Here is a 20,405-nt window from a genome sequence, read left to right as displayed (position 1 = left end):
TATGAATTCGACCATGTGCAATTTCCTAAAAATGAGGGAAAGAGCTAAGTAAAATCAAAATTTGTTATCTTGCTGTAACCTACAAAAACATCCTGATGACCATACAAGAACAAATTCAGAATGATGTGGAGCTGATTTCAGAAAACAGCAGCCTACAAACACAACTTTTCGATTTTCTAAAACTGCTCAAAGCCAATATGCCCGTTAGAAGCAATGTTGACCAGGTTTTGTCTCATGCCGGGACTATCGACAATGATGCTGCGAGGGAGATCACTCAGATTATCAATGATGAATTTGGCAAAATTGATGGCGAATGGCATTAAGAAAAATTGCGATGGACACAAACATTGCCATTGAAGTCCTGAATAACAATGCCGCTACTATCGCGTCCCTTAATCAATTCGACCTCATTTTTCTTCCAGTGACTGTATGTGGAGAATTACTTTTCGGAGCAAGAAATTCAAGCCGTGTTTTATACAATTTACCCAGATACGAAGCATTTATCGCTGATTGCGAAATTTTAAATACCGTCGAAACAGTTGCGTCTGAGTATTCAACTATCAAGAAACATTTAAAGGAAAGCGGCAACCCCATACCTGAAAATGATATATGGATTGCCGCAATTTGTGTCGTCTACGATATGCCACTTTTTACAAGAGACGGGCACTTTAAAAGTATCCCGGGCCTTCGGCTGCTTATCTAGGCTTCTTTCTTGATAAATACCTTTACTTGATCGTATACCAATCCTTCAACCGCACGTCAATCTTCGAATCGCCCTCGTTCACCAATTTTTTGAAAGCCGCCGTATCGCTGAAGCCGTTTTGGCCTCGGTAGTGGTAGGGATATACGATTTTTGGTTTGAAATCCAGCACCGCTGAGGCCGCTTCCTTGATATCCATCGTGTAAGGCAGGTTCATGCAAACGAATGCTACATCAATGTTTTTCAAAGCACGCATTTCAGGGATACCCGAAGTATCGCCGCTGATATAGACCGACTTATCACCAAATTTCAACACATACCCGTTGCCGCGGCCTTTGGTATGTTTGGCATCCGCCGCTTCCGGCAGATTGTACATCGGTATAGCGGTAATGCTTACGCCCAGCTTTTCAATAGTTTGACCGTTGTTCAAAACCGTCGTTTTTGCTTTCAATTTTTCAGACATCATATCCACAACTGCCTTGGGAGCCACAATAACGGCTTTGCCCAGATCGATCGCGTCCAACGTAGCGACGTCGAAATGGTCGCCGTGAATGTCTGTGATGATAATCAAATCAGGCGTAGCGATGCCAGTAAAGGTTTTTGCGCCGCCGTAAGGGTCAGCATAAATGGTTTTTCCGTTCCAGGTTAGTGCCATCGTCGCGTGGTTGAGCGGCTGCACTTTCAAATCCCCTTTTGAAGTTTTTATCGCATCCGGCGACGGAAGCTGCGCCTGGGAAGCTGTAACAATAAAAGCTAGTAACAGAGCAAATAACGTTTTCATATTTTTTGATGATTTTGTTTTTCTCAAAGTTAAGTTTCTAAGCGGTTCCCGGGCAGTTTCGGCCATTTAAAAATTAAACGTTTAATTTCTGTTACTTCTGAATAAGTGTATCGTCTAAAAGAAGATTGTAGAATCAAAAAAAAGAAATACATTTGTTCACTAATAGTAAACTTTGTTATGTTTAATATTATCGCCCGCAAAACCCTGCTCGCCTATTGCATGTTGTATCCGCAAGCTTCAAACGCACTCAGAGAATGGTATAAAGAAATGACGGATGCTGAATTTGGCAGTTTTCACGATTTAAAATCAGTGTATCCAAATGCCAGTCTTGTTGGAGATAATCGGGTGGTTTTCAATATTATGGGTAACCATTACCGGCTGGTGGTCAGGATGGTTTTTGAATATAAATCAATCCAGATCAAATGGTTTGGCACACATGCAGAGTATGATAAAGTGGATGTTAAGACAGTGAAATATAAAAGTTAACCTAAAAAACCGATGGAATTAAAACCGATAAAAACAGAAGAAGCGTACGACACCATGCTGGCCTGGGTGGACGAGCAATTTGACAAAATGCCAGATCCTGAAAGCCACGAAGGCAACCAGCTTCAAATTGCGCTACTGCTGATCAAGGCGTACGAAGATGTACATTACGTGGTCCCGTCACCTGATCCGATTGAAGCAATCAAGCTGAAAATGGACGAAAAAGGCCTGAGAAGCAAAGATTTGGTAGATTGGGTTGGAAGCAAAAGCTACGTTTCTGCACTACTAAACAGAAAAAAGCCACTTACATTGAAACTGGCAAAAATATTTCATGAGAAGCTTGGCATCCCTGCGCAAGTTTTGCTCAGCTGATCGAATGTAGTTTCGTTATAATGTTTAAAAAGGGAGTTAGTTGCAAAAAAAAGACTGCCCCGATCAGCAGGACAGTCTTTCTGATTACCCTATTTCAGAGTTGGTTTTTAGTTGGTCTGAAAGAATTTCACAGTGCCGTCGTCCTCGTTGCTTGTTACGAGAAGACTTTTTCCATTAGGGCTTTTATCAGCCGGGATAAACAGCACACCCTCAGGCGCTTCCCCGGTTTTAACGATTTGCAGGAACTGCGGATCGGCCGGATTGCTTAAATCATAAATTGCAATCGCGTCTACTCGTTCCATCGCGATAAATGCGATAGGCTTGCCGCCCATCCAACCCACAGTAACACCCTCTGGCTCAACGCCTTTATCATCAGAACGATCATCATCATAAATTCCGGCTTCCACTACTTTTTGTTCAAAGCGTGAATCCGACTGATGCACCGTTTGCATGCTGGACGCATTGAAAATGCTGAAACCACGTCCGCCAAAACCGTATAGCACATCGTAATCCCCGTCCTTATCCGTATCACCCAGCGTTTTGGTCACGCGCAGACGACCGAATTTTTCAGGCAACTGGAAGTTAGCAGCATTGGGAAAAAGAGTTGGTTCGAGTTTCAGGGAAGAAATGCGGGCCTGCTCGTCGAAAGACGCATATTCGCGGGCGTCACCTTCATTGGCAGTGATCAGATAATCTGTTCCGTTTACCGAAAAGTAAGAAATCGCGTCAGGCAGATAAAGTGATTTTACCGGTCCGGTCGTGAAAGCCACCTTACCATCTTTGTCGCTCGGGTCCATCGCGTTTATGAGCTGGCTGATATCCTTGCTCCCCAGCGGATGGATTTTCAAGATGTTGCCACCGATAAGATCCACCTCTGCGATACCATTGTTTTCCTGCAATGTTACAAACGCCTTTTTGGAGTCGCTGGAAACCGCAACATATTCAGGCTCAATGTCCTGTGCAAAACTTGCTTTTGGTCCGAAAATCCGGAAATCCTTTTGCGCCAACATCGCAAAAGAACTTTCAAGGGCATCAAATGTCAATGTTTTCACACTGAAATTGTCCGCGACATTGATAATCGAAATCGAGCCTTTCGGATCAACGGTGTAGTCTGCATTCGGCTCGCCTTCGTCGGCCGTCACAATGTACTTTCCGTCCGGGCTGAATGTTGCCATATCCGGCAACGCGCCCACAGGTACCTGCTTGATTGTTGCTAATGTGCTGGTGTTCACCACGATCACATTGCCATTTGCTTGTTTGTTGGTACCTTCCAAAGCAATCGCCAGCATTCCGTTGTGCACGGCAACACTGTTCGCCACACCGCCGAGCGCCGAAATGTCAATCGGTTGCAACCTAGTGATCGTAGGAAATGCAGAAAGATCCAGCACGTCGACCAACGCTTTCGATTCGTTGTTGACGGTGAAAAGACGCTTTGCCTGCGGGTCGTAGGCCGAAATTTCGGAAGCAGCCGCACCGCCCAGATCCACTCCGGCTACTTCCTTAAATGATGATGGATTTTCTGCGGTCGGATTATCAGGAATGTCATGGTCCGAACATCCGTTTAGCAACGCCGCCAGGGCAATGACCAAAAAGTACCGTTTTTTCATTTTGAGTTGGTGAGTAAGTTAGAATCTCCAAATGTACTCTCCGTCAAAATGTGGGGTTTACGGGATTTTGAATGTTAACAATTTCATAATTTCCTCAAACGCACATATTTCTCAACATTCACCCGCTCAATCCCTAGTTTCGCTACTTTTTCCACGCCCCGCTGAACCAATGTGTCACCTTTGATCTCAATTGTGAAAGTAAAATCATTCCCCTCCCAGTCCCGCGCGCTGCAGTATTCCAGATGTTCCGTGTAAGTGCTGTCTTTCAGCGTATAAGCACCCCCGCCAGCTACAAAAACAGCCGAAGAGTCCTTGCCTTTGGTCAGGTCGTGCTGTAAAAAAGAGAAATGCGTGTCATTCAAAATTTTGATAAACGAAATGTTCCCGGCATACCTGGTGACGGTCGTATCGCCTTTTTCAATCAATGTACCTTGCAAAAGTTGCCAGGTTCCGGTAATGGGCAGTTTGTCGGCGGATTGCGAACTTTCTTCCTTTTTCGAATCACAGGAAGTCAAAAACGAAATTACGAGCAGGATCAGGGAGAAATGCTTCATCAAAATAGTTCGGAAAAGATGTTCAGGGAAATGAGTTTTTGCGAATATAAGCGCAATTTTTAAACGTTCATCGCCTATATTGTCCGCAAACTCGAACGTTCGTAACATTAGATGCATCCTGCCAAACTTGGACTTGAAATCGCCGGAGGGCTTATTATTTTATTTACACTCATCCCGATTATCAAAAATGACTACTGGACATTCCGGGTTTTCGAATATCCGAGATTACAAAAACTGTTTCTTAACATCCTGATTGCCATCGTCTTTATTTACCTCGGCCTGGAAACTTTTTTCGACGGACTTTTTCTGGCGATGCTTTCGGCCAATGCTATTTACATTTTTTCGAAAGTCTTTCCGTTCACGTTTTTCGCCAAAAAGGTCCTGCTGGCTGCGCAAAAGCACGAACCCAAAAACCGGCTCAGGATTATTTCTTCCAATGTTTTTCAGGATAATAAAAATACCAAGGGTTGTCTGCAGATACTCCGGAAATACGATCCCGACATTATCCTGCTGCTGGAAACCGACAAGTTTTGGTATGAGGGCACAAAAGAACTGGCCGAAAAATATCCGCATCAGGTACTGGTACCGCTGGAAAATACCTACGGAATGTTGCTCTATTCACGTTTGGAGCTGATTGAGCCGCAGGTGAGGTACCTGGTGGATGAAGAAATACCCTCTATTCTCACGAATGTCAGGTTGGAATCGGGGCAGGAAATTGTGCTGTATTGTGTGCACCCTACGCCGCCCGTGCCGGGTGAAAATTCGCATTCGACGGAGCGGGATAAAGAACTTTTGCTCGTGGCGAAGGAAGTGAAGGAAAACCAGCTGCCCTGCATCGTGGTAGGTGATTTGAATGACGTGGCGTGGTCGTATACCACCGAACTGTTTACCAAAATCAGCGGAATGCTGGATCCGCGCGTTGGGAGGGGTTTTTACAACACATTTCACGCCAAATTTCCCTTCCTCCGCTTCCCCCTCGACCACGTCTTTTGCTCGACAGATTTCAAATTAATCGACCTTAAACGCCTTCCGAATTTTAATTCGGACCACTTCCCAATCTTGATTTTCCTGCAATATGAAGCCCGGGCGTCCGAGCAGCAGGAAGAGCCCGTGCCGGATCAGGACGATCTGGAACTTGCGGAAGAAAAAATCAACAAAGAAGTGCCTGAATCGTGATTTTAAGCTGTTTGCTGGCTGGCTGGGTTGGATAATTTTTTCAAAAACCGCTCGATATCTTTCAGCCCGGCCTGTGTGGCGTAGGGCGTAAACAAAAATGCCTTCATGCTGAGATAATGGTTTTTCTGGCCTTCCAGGGTTTTCCGGTTACCATCCAGAAGCGCCTCCGACATCCAGAACCGGTTTTGCAAACTATTGGTCGAAACAAGCAGGAGTTGTTCGATAGACGATTTGAATTTCAGGTAGTTATTCTTCGCGAGCAACGCGATTTCTTCATTCAGCCTGGTTTCATAAGCATTTCCGACCAGCGAATTATTCGCGCCAATCTTCGGGTTTTGTTCGATCAGATGCACCATGCTCAGCGACAATGCTTTGTATTTCAAACTATTATCAAAGAGCAGTGCATTCTTTAACAGAAAATCATAAAGACTTTTGACTTTATTGGCTTCGTGGATCGCTACGTCGGCGGCTGAGAATGTTTCCAGCAGCTTCAAAACCAGATCATCCTTGGTCGGAAAATAGTAAGTAAGGTTGCCGATGCGCATATCCAGCGCGGCCGCAAGCTCACGCATACCCACATACTCAATACCTTTCTCGTTGAAAAGCGCCACACTCTTATCCAAAATCCGCCTGCCGGTATCTTTCATTTTTTTTAGCTGACAGCTTTAAGCCCCAACATTTCGCTTTTACCTCTTCAACTTTTACCTACAACCAACACTATTTATTTACCTTCTCTAAATACCCCAGCGCCGCCTTCACATCCCCCATGTTATGCTCCCAGTTCGCCTCGCGCTCGACATAAGCGATACCGGAAAAGTTTTGACGATTGAGTTCTTTAATGATCGCAGGATAATCCAGCACGCCGGTACCAACCACTACATCATTGGCTTTCAAATTATTAGCGACATCCAGATCTTTTACATGCACCGCAATCACATTACCTTTCAGCATTTGCAGACATTTTACCGGATCGAGTCCGCTGCGCACCCAGTGTCCCAGATCCGCGCAAGCCTTAATGTTGGGGTGACCCTTCATGGCAGCGATCACAGAATCGGGGTGCCAGTAATAACTTAATCCTTTGCCATGCTCGTGGATCGCGATTTTCAACTGGTATTTGCCGGCCAGACTATCAATCAGGTCCCAGTCTTTCCGCTCCGGTTCGCAGTTCAGAAATTCGAGCCCCATCTTTTTTGCAAAAATAAAATTTGCCTCCCACTCTTTCGGCGTTTTACCATTTGCTGCATATAACGACTTCATTTGCAAACCCTTGGCACTGATCATGGACTTCATTTTGGCAATTTCTTCGTCCGTTAGATTAGGAATGCTGTGCCCGTTGAAGTCCTTTCCAAGATTGTGAAAGAAAAACGACTCCACATATTTGGCGCCCGCGCTGTCGGCTTTATTCAAAGATTCCTCGAAAGAAAACTTGTTGAAAGAATACAATGCTACGCCGGTTTTCCATTTTGCAGCTTTTTGTTTTTTTATAAAACCACAGAAAATTCCTGCAACCAGCAGTATCGCAGCGAGGCCAAGTATTTGATTTTTTCGCATTTCTTTAAAAGTGAGTTTCGTATCGAATTTAAAATACAAAAAAGTCCCGCGATATACTGTCGCGGGACCTTTTTATTGATGAAGTGTTTCTTTGACTACGACATTTTTTTGAAATAAGAGACATTTCCGCTCATATTGACCATAAGCACTTCTTCTTTATCACCTTTTGTTACGGTTACAAAAAAGTGGTCGTTTCCGTCAAATTCGTGGCCGTAAAGGGTCATACTGGTCGTGTTGGCCTGGTTGTCTTCAAAAAGCACCACAGCGCCGGTTACAAAACCCTTGTATCTTTTCTGTATTTCTTTTTGTGCGTTAGCTGGCAGGTCGGTAAATTTTTTAATGTTGGTAGTGCCTACGAGTTTCGACGAATAATCGTAAAAAGCAGTCGTTTTCTGGCCGTCCTTGATGAAGACCGCCTCGTCAAACGGAGCTCCTTTGATCCATTTCACGTTAGCTACATTTCCGAAATCCGAGTAAAAATTATCTTTCGTGAGGGTGCCGACACCGTCGCTACTTTTAATATGGCTTTTCTCAGTGGCTACTTTATCAGCTTTTAATTCTTTTTTGGAGGCACGGGCTACGGTTTGCGCGTTCACGGTAACGAATGCGAGTACTATCAGGATGGCGGATGCGGTTAGCTTTTTCATTGTGATTTGTTTTAAGTTCTTGTAAATAACTGTGTCAAAACTAGTTCAGGGGCGTACACCGGGAAATACCGGATCGGCAGAAAGGCAAAAGCTGTCGGTGAACTACCCCGAAGTATCTTTATAATTGCTTTTCTTTACATGCATTTGAAACCCCGCCCCCATCATGAATTGCCTCATCATTGACGACAACCTGATTGCCCGCACCACGCTTAAACAGCTTGTTAAAAAAGACGCGGGGCTAATCCTCCTTGGTGAATGCGAGAATGCGGTGGAGGCGTACCAGATGATCATAAACGAGCCGGTGGACCTGCTGCTGCTGGACATTGAAATGGAAGGAATGACAGGTATTGAGCTCGTGAAAAGTCTGGGCGCGAAGCATCCGATCATCATTTTTACCACTTCGAAAAAAGAATACGCCGCAGAAGCCTTCGAATTAAATGTAGCCGATTACATTACAAAGCCGGTCACCACCGCGCGCTTTTTACAGGCCATCGAAAAAGCCAGGGAAATTTATAAAAGCCGGAAACAGGAAGTCAAAACCAGCGACGATTCTTTCATTTTCATCCGGGATTCCAACATTGTCCGCAGGCTGAAAATCGACGACATTCTTTACGCAGAAGCGATGGGTGACTATGTAAAACTCTACACGACGGATAAATTCTACTCCGTGCATTCTTCCCTGAAAGAAGTGGAAAACAAGCTGCCCGAAACGCATTTCCTGCGGGTTCACCGGTCATTTATCATCCAGGTAAGTAAAATCGATACCATCGAAGGAGGCACACTGATCATCAACCGGAAGATGGTGCCGGTGGCGGATACCTACCGCGCCACGCTCAACCAGCGACTGAATATTTTATAGACGAACTGCCCGGTTTTACCGACAGTTTTCCCTTTTTTAACGACCAAAAATTCCTATCCGGCTCCCCGGCATTGCGGCAAGACTGGCGACTTGTTACATTTATAATATGAAAATCAGGAACCTCGTCATATACATTACCGCCGGTTTTATTGTCGGGATCATTGCTTTGGTCCTTGCGCAATATGTGACGCGGACGAATGTGGAGGAGCTGATCAGCGGGAATGAAAGTTTGCTGAAAGAATACCGCCTGAGCAAAGAACTCATCGGTCTTCAAAAAGATTTATTGCTGCTTGACAACACCATAAAAACCGCAGCCACGACGGGCGATTCAGGCAAAATCACTGATTTTGAAAAAGACATTGCCAAGATCCGCGAAGACGCCGAAACTTTAAAAAAAAGCCAGGTTGCAGCTCGCTACACGCAAAATCTTGACCTGCTGATCGGCGAAAAAATTATGCTCAGCAGGCAGCTGGTTGATAGTTTTTACACAGCTGGCAAACCTTTGCCAGAGCAATTCGTCGCCCGCCACCGCGCCTTGCGGCTGTCGGAGCAGATTACAACATTGACCCACCAGATCGATACGACGGGAAGGATTGCGCTGGCCGAAAAACTGAAATCGGTAGACCGCAGCGGGCAGAAAGTGATGAACTGGAATGTATATATCATTGTGCTGGTGCTGGTCCTGCTGAGCGGCGTTTTCGTCATCATTATCCAGCGCATGAAAAAGCAGGCAGAGCTGATCAATCAGCTGAACACCAGCGAGAAAAAACTTAAAGAAGCGGTTTTGGTGAAGGAAAATTTTCTTGCCAACATGAGCCACGAAATCCGCACGCCGCTCAATGCAATCCTGGGTTATACCGATCTGTTAAAAAAAGAAAAACTCGAAGACGAAGCCCGGCTCCACCTCACGACCGTCCACCAGTCCGGCGAAACTCTGCTGGCGATCGTCAATGATATTCTGGATTTGTCCAAAATCGAATCCGGGATGCTGCGTATCGAGCAGGTACCCTTTGATGTGCGGAATCTGGTCAAATCTTCCGTAGCCATGTTCCGCCACAAATCCGATGAAAAGGGCGTTGCGCTGCATTTGGACATATCTCCCGACATTCCGGAAACATTAATAGGCGACGCTACAAGACTTACCCAAATCCTGATCAATCTGATCGGCAACGCGGTGAAATTCACTTTAAAGGGACAAATCACAGTAGCTGTCCGGGCGCAAAATATTGATTTAGATAAAATTGAAGCAGTTTTTGAAATTATTGACACCGGCATCGGCATTGAACCTGGCAAGCTTGAAACAATTTTCGAGCGGTTCAGGCAGGCGGAAGATTCAACGACCCGGCAGTTTGGCGGCACCGGCCTGGGACTTTCGATCGTGCGGGACCTCGTTTTGCTTCAAAACGGCGATATTGACGTGCATAGCAAATTGGGTTCAGGCACATCTGTTACCGTGATTATACCTTATCAAATCGGCCAGGTTCCGGTTTCGAAAAACAGCGAACATTTACCGGCAAAACCACTTGTGCTCAATGATCAGAAAGCATTGATCGTGGAAGACAACCCGATCAACCAAGGGTTGATGGCCAAGTTTATGCAGGAGTTCAGCATAAAATATGCGATCGCTGAAAACGGAAAAGAGGCGCTGCAAATCCTTCAAAATGAAACATTTGACATCATCCTGACTGACATTCAAATGCCGGAAATGGACGGTTATACATTAACAACGCAGATCAGGCAAACATTAAAACTGGGTATTCCCATCATCGCCATGACCGCGAATGCCATGCCTGGCGAGCGGGAAAAATGTATCGGCTATGGAATGAATGATCATCTTCCAAAACCGATCAGAGAGGCAGATTTGCAAAGAATTTTCTCGGAATACCTGCACATCAAATCAGCCAGTCATGCCCATGCCAGCCACAGTAACCCTACCGATTTTACAATAATCGATCTCGGTTATATGCGGGAAATCAGTGGAGGCGACGAGGAATATGAAAAACTGGTAACCAGTCAGTTTTTGGATCTGGTACCGGCGCAGTTGGAGGCACTCTCAGCAGCATTTTATCACAGAAACAATCCGGAAATCAGGCACATTGCGCACAACCTGAAAACCACCATTTCGATTATGGGGTTGGATGAAAAGTTGTTTACAGAACTGGATAGCCTTGAAAATGAGGAACTGGACGAAGATCGGCAGGAAATATTGATCAGAAAAGTGGCGCTCGTTTGCGAGGAGGCGTTGGCAGAAGCACGGTCATTTCACAGCCAGTTCACACCCTGACGCGAAATGACAGAGAGCAAGCCATAATAGGCAGCGAAAAATTGCGTTTGTTTTGAAATTATGACGACCCTGTTTACCCCGCTCCTGACAAAAACATGCCGCAGCTTCACCGCCTGCGTTTGCGTGCTTTTGTTCTCAGTCAGGGCGTTTGCCGGAGAAAAAGATTCTTTGGCGGTCACCTCCAATCCGCGTTTTGTACTCAGTCTCGATTCCCGGAGTACCATCATTGCCGGGCGTCCGGTAAGGATCAATGGCGTGCTGACGGGTTTGAGTTTTGGTCAAAAACATTATAAAATTACGGTAGGCTATTACTGGCTGGGGTACGATGCCTCGCGGAAGCTGATCAACTGGCACCGGAAATTATCGCAGAGCATTAATCTTTCTTATTATACCAAAACCGACGTGCAGTTTGTAAGCTTTGCGTACTGGCACCCGGTCATCCGGACCAACAAATGGATCCTTTCGGTGCCTGCGGAGCTGGGGATCGGCCAGGAAACCGCCCGGTACCGCCAACTTTCCAATGACAGCTCGATCCGCGCTAAAAATTTCCACTTCGTGCCCGCACAAATTGGCGTCTATGCCGAGTACCGCGTCACCAACTGGGCCGGCCTCGACGCCCAGCTTGGCTATCGCAACGCCTTTTCCAACGGCGCCTTCCGCAAACATTTTTCCGGTGTGTATTACAGTTATGGAATCACATTGTACCCGGGCAACATTTACCGGGATGTCAGGAATTACTATGCGAAACGGCGGGAGTAGGGTTATATCAACTTCTCCAAAGTGATCGGCAGCTCCCTCACCCGCTTTCCGGTCGCATGAAAAACAGCATTGGCCACTGCAGCAGCTACGCCCACAATAGCGATTTCGCCTAAACCTTTGGAGCCGATGGGGTTGACGAGCATGTCCGGCTTGTCAATATAATGTACTTCGATTTGCGGAATGTCGGCGTGGACTGGAATGTGGTAGCTCGCGAGATCACTGGTAATGTAGCGGCCATAGCGGTGATCCATCACCGATGCCTCCATCAGCGCCATGCCGATGCCGCCCACCACCCCGCCGATTGACTGGCTCCTCGCAGTTTTTTCATTGATGATTTTGCCAACATCGGCGCAGGTAACCACCTTTTTTACATGCACTTCGCCGGTCAGCGGCTTCACATGCACCTCCACAAAATGGCAGCCAAATGAGTACATGGAATACTGGTCACGCTCCGGGCCGGATTTGGATTCTTCCGTCGCTTCCAGCTGCGAAAGATTGTGGTATTTTAAAATATTCGCATAAGATGGCGAAGTGCCGGGCATACCCTCTGCAAGCGTAACCAGCTTATTACGAAGCGATTCACACACAACATGGACGGCAGAACCAACGCTGGGGATTGTGGAAGAACCATTTTGTCCAGGCGCATCGGGCAAACTGGAATCGCCCATTTCGAACCGCACCTTCCGGGGATTCACGCCCAAAACTTTTGCAGCAATGCGGCTCATGGCGGTACCTGTCCCCGGCCCGATATCCATCGTAGCGCTTTGCACCACCACCGAGCCATCAGCCAGCATGATCGCCTTCGCCTTGGAAGGATGCCGGTGAAATCCGTATAAACTGGAAGCCATGCCGTACCCCACCAGCCAGCCATTCGACTTCATGGAACGCGGCGCCAGCGCACGATTTTTCCAGCCAAACTTCTCGGCACCAAGCAAATAACATGCTTTCAGCGACTTGGCCGACCAGGGCAAGTTGCGCTCCGGGTCACTGTCCGCATGGTTTTTCAAACGCATTTCGAGCGGATCCATGTTCAGCGCGAAAGCCATTTCGTCTACCGCCGATTCCAGCGCAAACATCCCGGTAGCGTCGCCCGGCCCGCGCATCCAGGTGGGCGTGTTCACATCGAGGCTGAGCAGCCGGTAGCGGGTTGAAACATTCGGGCAGGCGTACATCGCGCGGCTCGCAAGGATGGTCCGCTCCAAATGCTCCTCATACTGAGACGTTTGCCCGATACCTTCATGCGTGATCGCTATCAGCATACCCGCTTTCGTCGCACCCATTTCTATTTTTTGCACCGTATAAGGCCGGTAACCCACCGAAGTGAACATCAGCTCACGGCCCAAAACCAGCTTCACCGGCCGGTTCAATTTTTTGGCTGCCAGCACTGCCGCCACCGTATGTGGCCACACGCGGATTCCTGAGCCAAATGCACCGCCGATGAACTTGGAAATCACTTTCACATTTTCGCGCGGCAATTTGAAAGTTTGCGCCAGATTGCCCTGCGCCGATTTTACACCCTGATTTTTATCGTAAACCGTCAGCTTATCCGCCGCTTCCCAAACCGCAATGATGGCGTGCGGCTCCAAAGGCTGGTGGTGCTGCGTGGGAATGGTGTAGGTCGCCGAGATTTTAACTTCCGCATTTTTCCAGGCATCCGTCGTGCCACGATCATAGTCCTGAAAAGGTGAATTTTTGCTTCGCCGGACACTCGGCGCCATTTCAGCCTTGGATATATTAGCCTCAAAATCAGTTTGATGCTCCTCCACTTCATACACCACCTGAACCAGAGATGCCGCATGCACCGCCTGCTCGAATGTTTCCGCGACCACCATTGCAACCGGCTGACCATTGAAATAAATCAGCTCGTCATAAAATACCCGGAATGCTGTCCCGAGCGGCGCCCGCTCGGCAGGCTGCTTCACGACTGGGTAACCCGGGATGCCGGGGCTGTTTAAATGATGGATGATCGTCAAAACGCCAGGCGCTTTTTCAGCTTTCGAGGCGTTAATGCTTTTAATTTTCCCTTTCGCGATGCTACTTGTCACCAACACGGCATAAGTCAGTTGACCGAACTGATATTCAGCAGAATACTTCGCCGTACCAGTCACTTTTACAGGACCATCAACCCGGTCGAGAGACGCGTCGGGTTCGGAAGCATGGATGTTTTTTGGATTAATCATAACTGGGTTCTAATCCTGCGGCGTTCATCAAGGCTTCGAGAATTACATTGGGCAAGAGCTTTATTTTAAAGGCATTATGCTCAAATGTTTTGGCATCCGCTACGGAAACAGCCGCTGCATTTCTGAATGTGTTTTGCGAAATGGGCTTGCCCGCCAGCGCCTTTTCCACATCAAACAATCGCCACGGTTTGTGGGCGACGCCTCCCAGCGCTACCCTGGCTGCGCGTATCTGATCCTGCTGAACATCCAAAGCCACTGCCGCCGAAACGATCGCGAAAGCATAGGCAGCCCGATCACGGATTTTCAGGTAATGTGTATGTTGCTGGAATGTATTGCTTTTCAATTCGACTGCGAGGATCAGTTCACCTTTTTCAAGAATGCTATCCAGGTCTGGCCGGTTACCGGGCAGTCTGTGAAAATCCTGAATCGGTATTTTCCGCTCACCTTTCGGTCCGAATGTGATAATTATGGCATCCAGCGCTGCTAGTGCCACGCACATATCGCTGGGATGTACGGCTATGCAGGATTTTTCAAGATCATTTTTTTCCAAACCAAAAATGGCGTGCATGCGGTTGATACCGCCGACGGCCGCACATCCCGTTTCTAGCTGGCGCTTGTTGCATGGAAATGCCGTGTCGTAAAAATAGGCGCAGCGGGTTCTCTGCAAAAGATTTCCGCCCACCGTCGCCATGTTGCGCAGCTGGCCCGAGGCGCCAGCATCGATGGCTTTTGCCAGCAAAGGAAACCGCGAATTGACGATCGCATGCTCGGCGACGTCGCTGTTCAGCGCCAAAGCTCCAATCCGCAATGTACCGGAGTGATATTCTATTTTTTTGAGCGGCAAATGTGTGATATCAACCAGTTTGTCAGGCGTTTCGATGTTTCTTTTCATCAAATCGACCAGATTGGTGCCACCGGCAATAAAGCGCGCATTTTCTTCCAACGACACCATGTCCACTGCCTCCTTCACATTTTTCGGACGAATGTATTGGAATGGTCTCATACCTTCTGCCCGCTGTTTTTTACCTCCAAAATTGCGTTGACAATGTTCGGATAAGCGCCGCAGCGACAAAGGTTCCCGCTCATATATTCCTGAATTTCAGCTTCTGAACCTGCTTTACCCTCGCGAATGCAACAGGCGGCCGACATAAGCTGGCCGGGTGTGCAGTAGCCACATTGAAATCCGTCGTGCTTGATAAATGCTTCCTGCAAAGGATGGAGCTGATCGAGTTTTCCCAAACCTTCGATGGTTACAACTTTTTTATCCTGCTGCATTACGGCCAGGCTCAGGCAGGAAAGTACACGCTGTCCGTCCACATGCACCGTGCAAGCCCCGCACTGACCAAAGTCGCAACCTTTTTTGGTGCCTGTCAGCGCAAGTCTCTCCCTCAATAAATCCAGTAATGTTACCCTTGGATCAATGGAAAGGCTTTTTTTGACGCCATTGACGGAAATGCTAAGCTTGACATTTTCAGCATCGCCTCCCGGTATTTCCTCCACATTCAATGCAGCGGGACCGAAAAAAGGCGTCGGCGCCAATGCGAGCCCTGCGAGCGTGACGGATTGTTTCAGGAACAACCGCCGGTTTTCGTGCAGCAAGGCAGGTTCGTTTTCCGCAGGAAATTCTTCGGCCATTTTTCTATTGTTTTGAAAAAATAAAAGAAAGAATCCTGCCTCTTTTACTTCAATCGGCCAGTTCGATCCACGTCGGCGCGTGGTCGCTCGTTTTTTCCCAGCCTCTCACATCTTTATCCACTCCACCAGAAACAAGGCGGTCGGCAATTTGTGGACTTAGCAGAAAATGGTCAATGCGGAGACCGGCATTTCGAGGGTAGGCATTTCTGAAATAATCCCAAAAAGTGTAGATGCGGTCATCGGGGTATAATTTACGAAGCGCATCCGTCCAACCCTGGTCGACAAGTTCCTTGTATGCCTGCTTCGATTCCGGAAAAAACAATGCATTATCTACCCAGCTCGAAGGCTTGTACACGTCCTGATCGGTCGGTATCACATTGTAATCGCCAGCGAGAATGACGGGTACTTCCTCGGAAAGCAGGTAGGCGGCATGCGCTTTCAAACGCTCAAACCAGCGTAGTTTATAGTCAAATTTCGGTCCGGGGGCCGGGTTACCATTCGGCAAGTAGAGGCAGCCGATCAGGACATTGTTCACGATCGCCTCGATGTAGCGGCTGTGCAGATCCTCCTCGTCGCCCGGCAGTGTATTTCTCACTTCCTGCATTTCCAGCCCGCGGGTCAAAATCGCTACACCATTCCAGCTCTTCTGACCATGCCAGATCGCATTATAACCCGCATCTGTAAAAGCCTGCTCCGGAAATTTTTCCTGCGGCGCCTTCAACTCCTGCAAACACACCACATCCGGCCGCGCCTCCCCCAGCCACCGCAAAAGCACCGGCAACCGGCCATTCACCCCATTAATGTTGTACGTTGCTATTTTCATGGATGTTATAATTGCACTTTAATCCCTCACCCTTCCGCCAGAATCCCTGTCAAAATTGCCCCGGAAGCTTCGTCGCAGAAATCCAGACCGGAATAATCGGGATTATAGCCGCCGATATATGGCACTGCCATCATGTAAATCCGGGAATTAGCCTCCTTTTTACTGTTAACAATTTGGAAGTTATCATTGATGGTGATGCCGGAAACTTTCAGGCAGTAACTGCCGTCGGGAAGCTGCTCCACCATCTTATTGTCCTTGGCCAACTCCGCCGCGCCGCTTTCAGGATCACGGAACATAATCCGCGCCGGACTAACCGATTCATTGACTAACAAGCCTTTATAAGGAAAATCTTCATAAGACAAATGCGGCTGACCGACGCAATCCACATACGTTTTGTAGTAAACTGCCTGGCCTTTTTCCTCATCATCAATGTAGTGATAAGTAACCCCGCCCTTGCTTTCAGCTTCCACGCGGCTATCCTCTCCCACCGACACAATTTCGAGCCGGCCGGCGTCGTGCAACGCAAACAATTCTTCACACGAACTTTGCGGCACAAACGCAATTACAATTGAAATCAGCGGCATCAGTACCTTTTGTAGCCGTATCATATCCTCCGCCGAAAGGTATTTCGCAGGATAATTCATCGTAAAACTCAACACCGCCAGCACCTCTTTCCAGTAAATGGATTCCCGCTCCGTAATCGATTTTTCGGCCTCTTTATATTCCTGCCTGAAAAGCTGGAAAGGCTCTTTATGATCGCGATAATCCATCATCGCGCTTACAAAATCTTCCAGGCTCAGGTCCTTGATTTTCTCATAAAACCTGGGGTCCTTTTTATGAAATTGTTTTTTAAAATTTTTATCAAAAACATAATCCAGTGACAGATAACCACCATTTTCATCCATATTCTTATGAAGTTCCTCCTTTGTCAGCATGGAATCCTCCGACAATAATGGCTCCTCCAAATGGAACCGAATCGCGGGCAACATACCGCTGCGGGAATGCATCACGATCTTGAAATCAGGCGAATCTTTGGCGGGATGAAATACCATTTTATGATCTTTTACCTGCTCAAAAGTCCCGTTACTCCGCGCCATGGTCCTGATCGCATCAATCGCCGTGAGCGATGAACCTTTGATGGCGATGGCGTGGTTCAGCTTTAACCTTAGTTTCGAAGGTGGATAAGGCGAATCGAAAAATCCTGGTACCGCTCCTTCATGCTTACGCGGCCAGTTATGCCCCGTGCAAACCACTACCTGGTCAAACTGGTGTTTCTGTTTCCCCTCGACTTCTACCTGAACTTTCCCCAAAGAAGGCTGGTCGGAAATATCCACAATGCGGCTTTCGAAGTGTACATTCACCGTAAAACCCTTAACTTTTGCTTTTTCCAGCAACAACTCAAACTGATCGGAGAGATACCGGCCAAAAAGCAACCTTGGCAAGACGTGGTATTCCGTCAGTTTTTCCCTTTGAAGATTAAAGTCGGCGAGCACATTGTCGGGCACCGTCTGTACCCACTCCGAGATGGAGGTTACCAACTCCGGGATTTCGTTGTCTGAAACATTGGTAATATGCTCACGATTAGCACCCTCCGGGCTATACGGCATACCTGCACCGAGTTGTTTTTTAGCCTCAAAAATGTCGATCCTGAAATCCTTTCTGCCGCTTTCTATCAGTTTTTTTAACATGAATAATGCACTGGGGCCTCCTCCGAGGATGGCAATATGTCGCTCTTTTTTATTAATGGTCATTGAGGCGTTAATTATGCTCTTAATTTTAAATGTGTTGAATATAAAAATTTACTTATTGCCGGCATTTCCGAAACGCATAAGCAATTTGCGGATGCCGCTGATAATACCGCCTGCATAAAAGACACTGAGAACCAGCAAAATAAGACTTAATCCAAGCAAAATGATGTAGCCGAGAAAGTCGCTGTGCAAGGCACGGTTGAGCAGGTCTCCAAGTACCAAAATCACCGTAATCAGGATCGTAAGTGCCAGCAGCAAGATGACACCATAATAAACTGCCGGAGAAACCACTTTTAAAACGATGGCTTTGAATTCCGCCCTCACCGCCCTGATCTTCTCTTCGACAGGTTCCATGAAAAAGTCGATCACCTTGTTTTTCACGTCCTTTGCTTCTTTTACTTTTTCTTTTGCCGCCGACGCAGGTGCAGTGGTTTCCGCTTCCCGCCTGATCATCAGTACTGCATGTTCATTTGGCGAAATGGCTTCCCCGTCGGATTTAGCATAAACTTTGGTAAACTCGGCCCCGAAATAGAGGATGATGGACGAATAATAGATCCAGGTAAGCAAAATGACGATGGACGCAGAGGTGCCGTAAGCCGCTCCCAGGTCGGACTGACCAAGGTAAAAGCTGATGGCGAATTTGCCGATTGCGAACAAAACAGAAGTAAAGGAAGCGCCTACGATACATTCTTTCCAGCGGACGTGCCCATCAGGTAATACCTTGAAAATCACGGCAAAGAGTGCTGCAATGATGACCAGCACCAGGCCTACATTCAGCACGGAAAATAAAATGACGGATACTTCGGAAAAATAACGTTCAAGCCGGTTGCTCAACGCATCTACCATGGCATTGACACCCAATGATACAATCAGCAAAAAGCCCAGTGTAAGTATGAGAGAAAATGATAAGAGCCTGTTTTTCAGGTATTGCAGCCAGCTTTTTTGCGGTTTCGATTTGATAGACCAGATGTAATTAATGGAATCCTGGATCTCCGCAAAAACCCCGGTGGCACCGATAAGCAATGTTATCCCGCCGATTGCCGCAGCCACATTAGACTTATTGGTTATCGCCGCATTCTTGATCAGTTCCTGCACCTGCGCGGCTGCCTGCTTGCCTACCAGGCCACTTATCTGACCAAAAAGCTCTCCCTGAAATGCTTCACGGCCATAAAAAATGCTGACAATCGAAATGATCAGCAGCAACATCGGCGCAAGTGAAAATATGGTGTAATAAGACAGCGCGGCGCTCAGTTTGAGGGCATTATCCTCCGTGAATTCCGAAAAGCTTTCTTTTAGCAGAGAGATTACAAATTTGATCCGGTTCATGAGATAGTAAAATAGGAGACCATAAAAAAGGCTGCCTGTTTGCCTGAAACAATTGTACCAATGTTACCGGCAGGAATGATTTTATTGCACAAAGGGTACTCACAACTCAGATACCGCCTATGTTCCTTTCCCAAATCTGGATCTATCCTGTAAAATCGCTGGGGGGAATTCGCGTAAAAGAGGCGCAGGTGGAAGAGCGTGGCCTGCAGTACGACCGCCGCTGGATGGTGGTCGACGAAAACGGTAAATTTTTGACGCAGCGGGTCAATGCAAACATGGCGCTGATCCAGGTTGGAATTGAAGCGAACAACCTGACCCTCAAACATTCCAGTCATCCGGAAGATAGGATTGAAGTACCTTTTCATCCGGATTTTCGTGAGCCGGTGAAAGTGCAAGTCTGGAAGGATACTTTGACCGCTTATACGGTTTGTGAAAAGGTGGATGTTTGGTTGACGAAGCATCTTAAAAAGCATGTTAGACTTGTAGAAATGACTGCGGCCAGTGAGCGAAAAATGCCGGAAGAAAAGGCCGTAAACGACGAATCCGTCAGTTTTGCGGACGATTTTCCCTATTTGCTCACTTCCCAATCTTCACTCTTAGACTTAAATAGTAAACTTTCGGAACAAGTTGAAATGAAACGCTTTCGTCCAAATTTTGTCATCGCGGGCGCCGAACCTTTCGATGAAGACACCTGGAATTCGATTAGGATTGGTAATACGTGTTTCGAGGCTATGACACTTTGCGAGCGCTGCATCATGATCAACATTGACCCTGAAACCAGCCGGAAAGATTCGGAACCCCTGAAAACGCTGGCCTCCTACCGACGCGAAGGAAAGAAAATCTTCTTTGGGCGTAACCTTATAGGCACAACTTACGGAGCTGTGCGTGAGGGAGATCCGGTCATTTCTCACCCAATGTAA

The 20,405-nt window shown here is 47.3% G+C and carries 21 protein-coding genes; 9 read left to right on the top strand and 12 right to left on the bottom strand.

The window, feature by feature from the left end; genetic code table 11:
- Positions 1-95 precede the first annotated feature (95 nt).
- Together FEN17_RS01060 and FEN17_RS01055 are read left to right on the top strand one after the other, a co-directional pair.
- Positions 96-323, top strand: a complete 228-nt coding sequence (locus FEN17_RS01060) for a hypothetical protein (protein ID WP_138363469.1) — start codon at positions 96-98, stop codon at positions 321-323.
- Entirely contained in the window at positions 314-703 is a 390-nt protein-coding gene (locus FEN17_RS01055; RefSeq protein WP_138363468.1) for a type II toxin-antitoxin system VapC family toxin, read from the top strand. The genes FEN17_RS01060 and FEN17_RS01055 overlap by 10 nt, the downstream gene beginning before the upstream one ends.
- 22 nt (positions 704-725) lie before the next feature.
- Here the strand turns inward: FEN17_RS01055 and FEN17_RS01050 are convergent, their stop codons facing one another.
- Entirely contained in the window at positions 726-1,481 is a 756-nt protein-coding gene (locus FEN17_RS01050) for an MBL fold metallo-hydrolase (RefSeq protein ID WP_138363467.1), read from the bottom strand.
- Positions 1,482-1,658: 177 nt separating this feature from the next.
- On the opposite strand from FEN17_RS01050, the gene FEN17_RS01045 reads away from it, so the two are divergent.
- Both FEN17_RS01045 and FEN17_RS01040 read left to right on the top strand, forming a co-directional pair.
- A complete protein-coding gene (locus FEN17_RS01045; RefSeq protein WP_138363466.1) occupies positions 1,659-1,967 on the top strand; it encodes a type II toxin-antitoxin system HigB family toxin in 309 nt (102 codons plus the stop codon).
- Between the two features lie 12 nt (positions 1,968-1,979).
- The gene (locus FEN17_RS01040) at positions 1,980-2,336 is read left to right on the top strand and encodes a helix-turn-helix domain-containing protein (protein WP_138363465.1); all 357 of its coding nucleotides are present in this window, start codon (positions 1,980-1,982) and stop codon (positions 2,334-2,336) included.
- Between the two features lie 107 nt (positions 2,337-2,443).
- Here the strand turns inward: FEN17_RS01040 and FEN17_RS01035 are convergent, their stop codons facing one another.
- Together FEN17_RS01035 and FEN17_RS01030 are read right to left on the bottom strand one after the other, a co-directional pair.
- On the bottom strand, positions 2,444-3,943 hold the full coding sequence (locus FEN17_RS01035) for a choice-of-anchor I family protein (RefSeq protein WP_138363464.1): 1,500 nt from the start codon (positions 3,941-3,943) through the stop codon (positions 2,444-2,446).
- Positions 3,944-4,026: 83 nt separating this feature from the next.
- Positions 4,027-4,497 carry a lipocalin-like domain-containing protein gene (locus tag FEN17_RS01030; protein WP_138363463.1) on the bottom strand — a complete coding sequence of 157 codons (471 nt, stop codon included), beginning with the start codon at positions 4,495-4,497 and terminating at the stop codon, positions 4,027-4,029.
- Positions 4,498-4,608: 111 nt separating this feature from the next.
- On the opposite strand from FEN17_RS01030, the gene FEN17_RS01025 reads away from it, so the two are divergent.
- Complete coding sequence (locus FEN17_RS01025; protein WP_138363462.1) at positions 4,609-5,673, top strand: endonuclease/exonuclease/phosphatase family protein; 1,065 nt, start codon at positions 4,609-4,611, stop codon at positions 5,671-5,673.
- A gap of 2 nt (positions 5,674-5,675) precedes the next feature.
- On the opposite strand, the gene FEN17_RS01020 is transcribed toward FEN17_RS01025, so the two are convergent.
- The 3 genes from FEN17_RS01020 to FEN17_RS01010 all read right to left on the bottom strand — a co-directional run bounded on the left by FEN17_RS01020 (position 5,676) and on the right by FEN17_RS01010 (position 7,871).
- Complete coding sequence (locus FEN17_RS01020; protein WP_229208634.1) at positions 5,676-6,320, bottom strand: TetR/AcrR family transcriptional regulator; 645 nt, start codon at positions 6,318-6,320, stop codon at positions 5,676-5,678.
- Between the two features lie 70 nt (positions 6,321-6,390).
- Positions 6,391-7,224 carry a sugar phosphate isomerase/epimerase family protein gene (locus FEN17_RS01015; protein WP_138363461.1) on the bottom strand — a complete coding sequence of 278 codons (834 nt, stop codon included), beginning with the start codon at positions 7,222-7,224 and terminating at the stop codon, positions 6,391-6,393.
- Positions 7,225-7,319: 95 nt separating this feature from the next.
- Positions 7,320-7,871 carry a hypothetical protein gene (locus FEN17_RS01010; RefSeq protein WP_138363460.1) on the bottom strand — a complete coding sequence of 184 codons (552 nt, stop codon included), beginning with the start codon at positions 7,869-7,871 and terminating at the stop codon, positions 7,320-7,322.
- A 163-nt stretch (positions 7,872-8,034) separates the two neighbouring features.
- On the opposite strand from FEN17_RS01010, the gene FEN17_RS01005 reads away from it, so the two are divergent.
- The 3 genes from FEN17_RS01005 (at position 8,035) to FEN17_RS00995 (ending at position 11,773) form a co-directional block, all read left to right on the top strand.
- Positions 8,035-8,730: a LytR/AlgR family response regulator transcription factor gene (locus FEN17_RS01005; RefSeq protein ID WP_138363459.1), complete on the top strand. Its 696-nt coding sequence runs from the start codon at positions 8,035-8,037 to the stop codon at positions 8,728-8,730.
- Positions 8,731-8,836: 106 nt separating this feature from the next.
- The gene (locus FEN17_RS01000) at positions 8,837-11,014 is read left to right on the top strand and encodes an ATP-binding protein (RefSeq protein ID WP_138363458.1); all 2,178 of its coding nucleotides are present in this window, start codon (positions 8,837-8,839) and stop codon (positions 11,012-11,014) included.
- A gap of 60 nt (positions 11,015-11,074) precedes the next feature.
- Positions 11,075-11,773, top strand: coding sequence for a hypothetical protein (locus FEN17_RS00995; RefSeq protein WP_138363457.1), 699 nt, complete (start codon positions 11,075-11,077; stop codon positions 11,771-11,773).
- A gap of 2 nt (positions 11,774-11,775) precedes the next feature.
- Here the strand turns inward: FEN17_RS00995 and FEN17_RS00990 are convergent, their stop codons facing one another.
- The 6 genes from FEN17_RS00990 to FEN17_RS00965 are packed head-to-tail and all read right to left on the bottom strand — an operon-like array spanning position 11,776 to position 19,485.
- The gene (locus tag FEN17_RS00990) at positions 11,776-13,953 is read right to left on the bottom strand and encodes a xanthine dehydrogenase family protein molybdopterin-binding subunit (RefSeq protein ID WP_138363456.1); all 2,178 of its coding nucleotides are present in this window, start codon (positions 13,951-13,953) and stop codon (positions 11,776-11,778) included.
- The gene (locus tag FEN17_RS00985; protein ID WP_138363455.1) at positions 13,946-14,956 is read right to left on the bottom strand and encodes an FAD binding domain-containing protein; all 1,011 of its coding nucleotides are present in this window, start codon (positions 14,954-14,956) and stop codon (positions 13,946-13,948) included. The genes FEN17_RS00990 and FEN17_RS00985 overlap by 8 nt, the downstream gene beginning before the upstream one ends.
- Entirely contained in the window at positions 14,953-15,588 is a 636-nt protein-coding gene (locus FEN17_RS00980) for a (2Fe-2S)-binding protein (protein WP_138363454.1), read from the bottom strand. Before FEN17_RS00980 ends, FEN17_RS00985 begins: the two co-directional genes overlap by 4 nt.
- A gap of 49 nt (positions 15,589-15,637) precedes the next feature.
- On the bottom strand, positions 15,638-16,411 hold the full coding sequence (gene xth, locus FEN17_RS00975) for an exodeoxyribonuclease III (protein WP_138363453.1): 774 nt from the start codon (positions 16,409-16,411) through the stop codon (positions 15,638-15,640).
- A 26-nt stretch (positions 16,412-16,437) separates the two neighbouring features.
- The gene (locus FEN17_RS00970) at positions 16,438-18,162 is read right to left on the bottom strand and encodes an FAD/NAD(P)-binding protein (protein ID WP_138363452.1); all 1,725 of its coding nucleotides are present in this window, start codon (positions 18,160-18,162) and stop codon (positions 16,438-16,440) included.
- A 48-nt stretch (positions 18,163-18,210) separates the two neighbouring features.
- Complete coding sequence (locus tag FEN17_RS00965) at positions 18,211-19,485, bottom strand: YihY/virulence factor BrkB family protein (RefSeq protein WP_138363451.1); 1,275 nt, start codon at positions 19,483-19,485, stop codon at positions 18,211-18,213.
- 119 nt (positions 19,486-19,604) lie between these two features.
- Here FEN17_RS00965 and FEN17_RS00960 point away from each other — a divergent pair, with 119 nt between their 5' ends.
- Positions 19,605-20,405, top strand: coding sequence for an MOSC domain-containing protein (locus FEN17_RS00960; RefSeq protein ID WP_138363450.1), 801 nt, complete (start codon positions 19,605-19,607; stop codon positions 20,403-20,405).

This window comes from Dyadobacter luticola (assembly GCF_005860805.1).
Lineage (GTDB): Bacteria > Bacteroidota > Bacteroidia > Cytophagales > Spirosomataceae > Dyadobacter > Dyadobacter luticola.
This window is presented reverse-complemented; position numbering and strand designations above follow the sequence as displayed.

Excerpts from the sequence above, each read along its gene's own strand:
- FEN17_RS01060 (WP_138363469.1), top strand. The coding sequence starts at position 96 with ATGACCATACAAGAACAAATTCAGAATGATGTGGAGCTGATTTCAGAA.
- FEN17_RS01055 (WP_138363468.1), top strand. The coding sequence starts at position 314 with ATGGCATTAAGAAAAATTGCGATGGACACAAACATTGCCATTGAAGTC.
- FEN17_RS01050 (WP_138363467.1), bottom strand. The coding sequence starts at position 1,481 with ATGAAAACGTTATTTGCTCTGTTACTAGCTTTTATTGTTACAGCTTCC.
- FEN17_RS01045 (WP_138363466.1), top strand. The coding sequence starts at position 1,659 with ATGTTTAATATTATCGCCCGCAAAACCCTGCTCGCCTATTGCATGTTG.
- FEN17_RS01040 (WP_138363465.1), top strand. The coding sequence starts at position 1,980 with ATGGAATTAAAACCGATAAAAACAGAAGAAGCGTACGACACCATGCTG.
- FEN17_RS01035 (WP_138363464.1), bottom strand. The coding sequence starts at position 3,943 with ATGAAAAAACGGTACTTTTTGGTCATTGCCCTGGCGGCGTTGCTAAAC.
- FEN17_RS01030 (WP_138363463.1), bottom strand. The coding sequence starts at position 4,497 with ATGAAGCATTTCTCCCTGATCCTGCTCGTAATTTCGTTTTTGACTTCC.
- FEN17_RS01025 (WP_138363462.1), top strand. The coding sequence starts at position 4,609 with ATGCATCCTGCCAAACTTGGACTTGAAATCGCCGGAGGGCTTATTATT.
- FEN17_RS01020 (WP_229208634.1), bottom strand. The coding sequence starts at position 6,320 with ATGAAAGATACCGGCAGGCGGATTTTGGATAAGAGTGTGGCGCTTTTC.
- FEN17_RS01015 (WP_138363461.1), bottom strand. The coding sequence starts at position 7,224 with ATGCGAAAAAATCAAATACTTGGCCTCGCTGCGATACTGCTGGTTGCA.
- FEN17_RS01010 (WP_138363460.1), bottom strand. The coding sequence starts at position 7,871 with ATGAAAAAGCTAACCGCATCCGCCATCCTGATAGTACTCGCATTCGTT.
- FEN17_RS01005 (WP_138363459.1), top strand. The coding sequence starts at position 8,035 with ATGAATTGCCTCATCATTGACGACAACCTGATTGCCCGCACCACGCTT.
- FEN17_RS01000 (WP_138363458.1), top strand. The coding sequence starts at position 8,837 with ATGAAAATCAGGAACCTCGTCATATACATTACCGCCGGTTTTATTGTC.
- FEN17_RS00995 (WP_138363457.1), top strand. The coding sequence starts at position 11,075 with ATGACGACCCTGTTTACCCCGCTCCTGACAAAAACATGCCGCAGCTTC.
- FEN17_RS00990 (WP_138363456.1), bottom strand. The coding sequence starts at position 13,953 with ATGATTAATCCAAAAAACATCCATGCTTCCGAACCCGACGCGTCTCTC.
- FEN17_RS00985 (WP_138363455.1), bottom strand. The coding sequence starts at position 14,956 with ATGAGACCATTCCAATACATTCGTCCGAAAAATGTGAAGGAGGCAGTG.
- FEN17_RS00980 (WP_138363454.1), bottom strand. The coding sequence starts at position 15,588 with ATGGCCGAAGAATTTCCTGCGGAAAACGAACCTGCCTTGCTGCACGAA.
- xth (WP_138363453.1), bottom strand. The coding sequence starts at position 16,411 with ATGAAAATAGCAACGTACAACATTAATGGGGTGAATGGCCGGTTGCCG.
- FEN17_RS00970 (WP_138363452.1), bottom strand. The coding sequence starts at position 18,162 with ATGACCATTAATAAAAAAGAGCGACATATTGCCATCCTCGGAGGAGGC.
- FEN17_RS00965 (WP_138363451.1), bottom strand. The coding sequence starts at position 19,485 with ATGAACCGGATCAAATTTGTAATCTCTCTGCTAAAAGAAAGCTTTTCG.
- FEN17_RS00960 (WP_138363450.1), top strand. The coding sequence starts at position 19,605 with ATGTTCCTTTCCCAAATCTGGATCTATCCTGTAAAATCGCTGGGGGGA.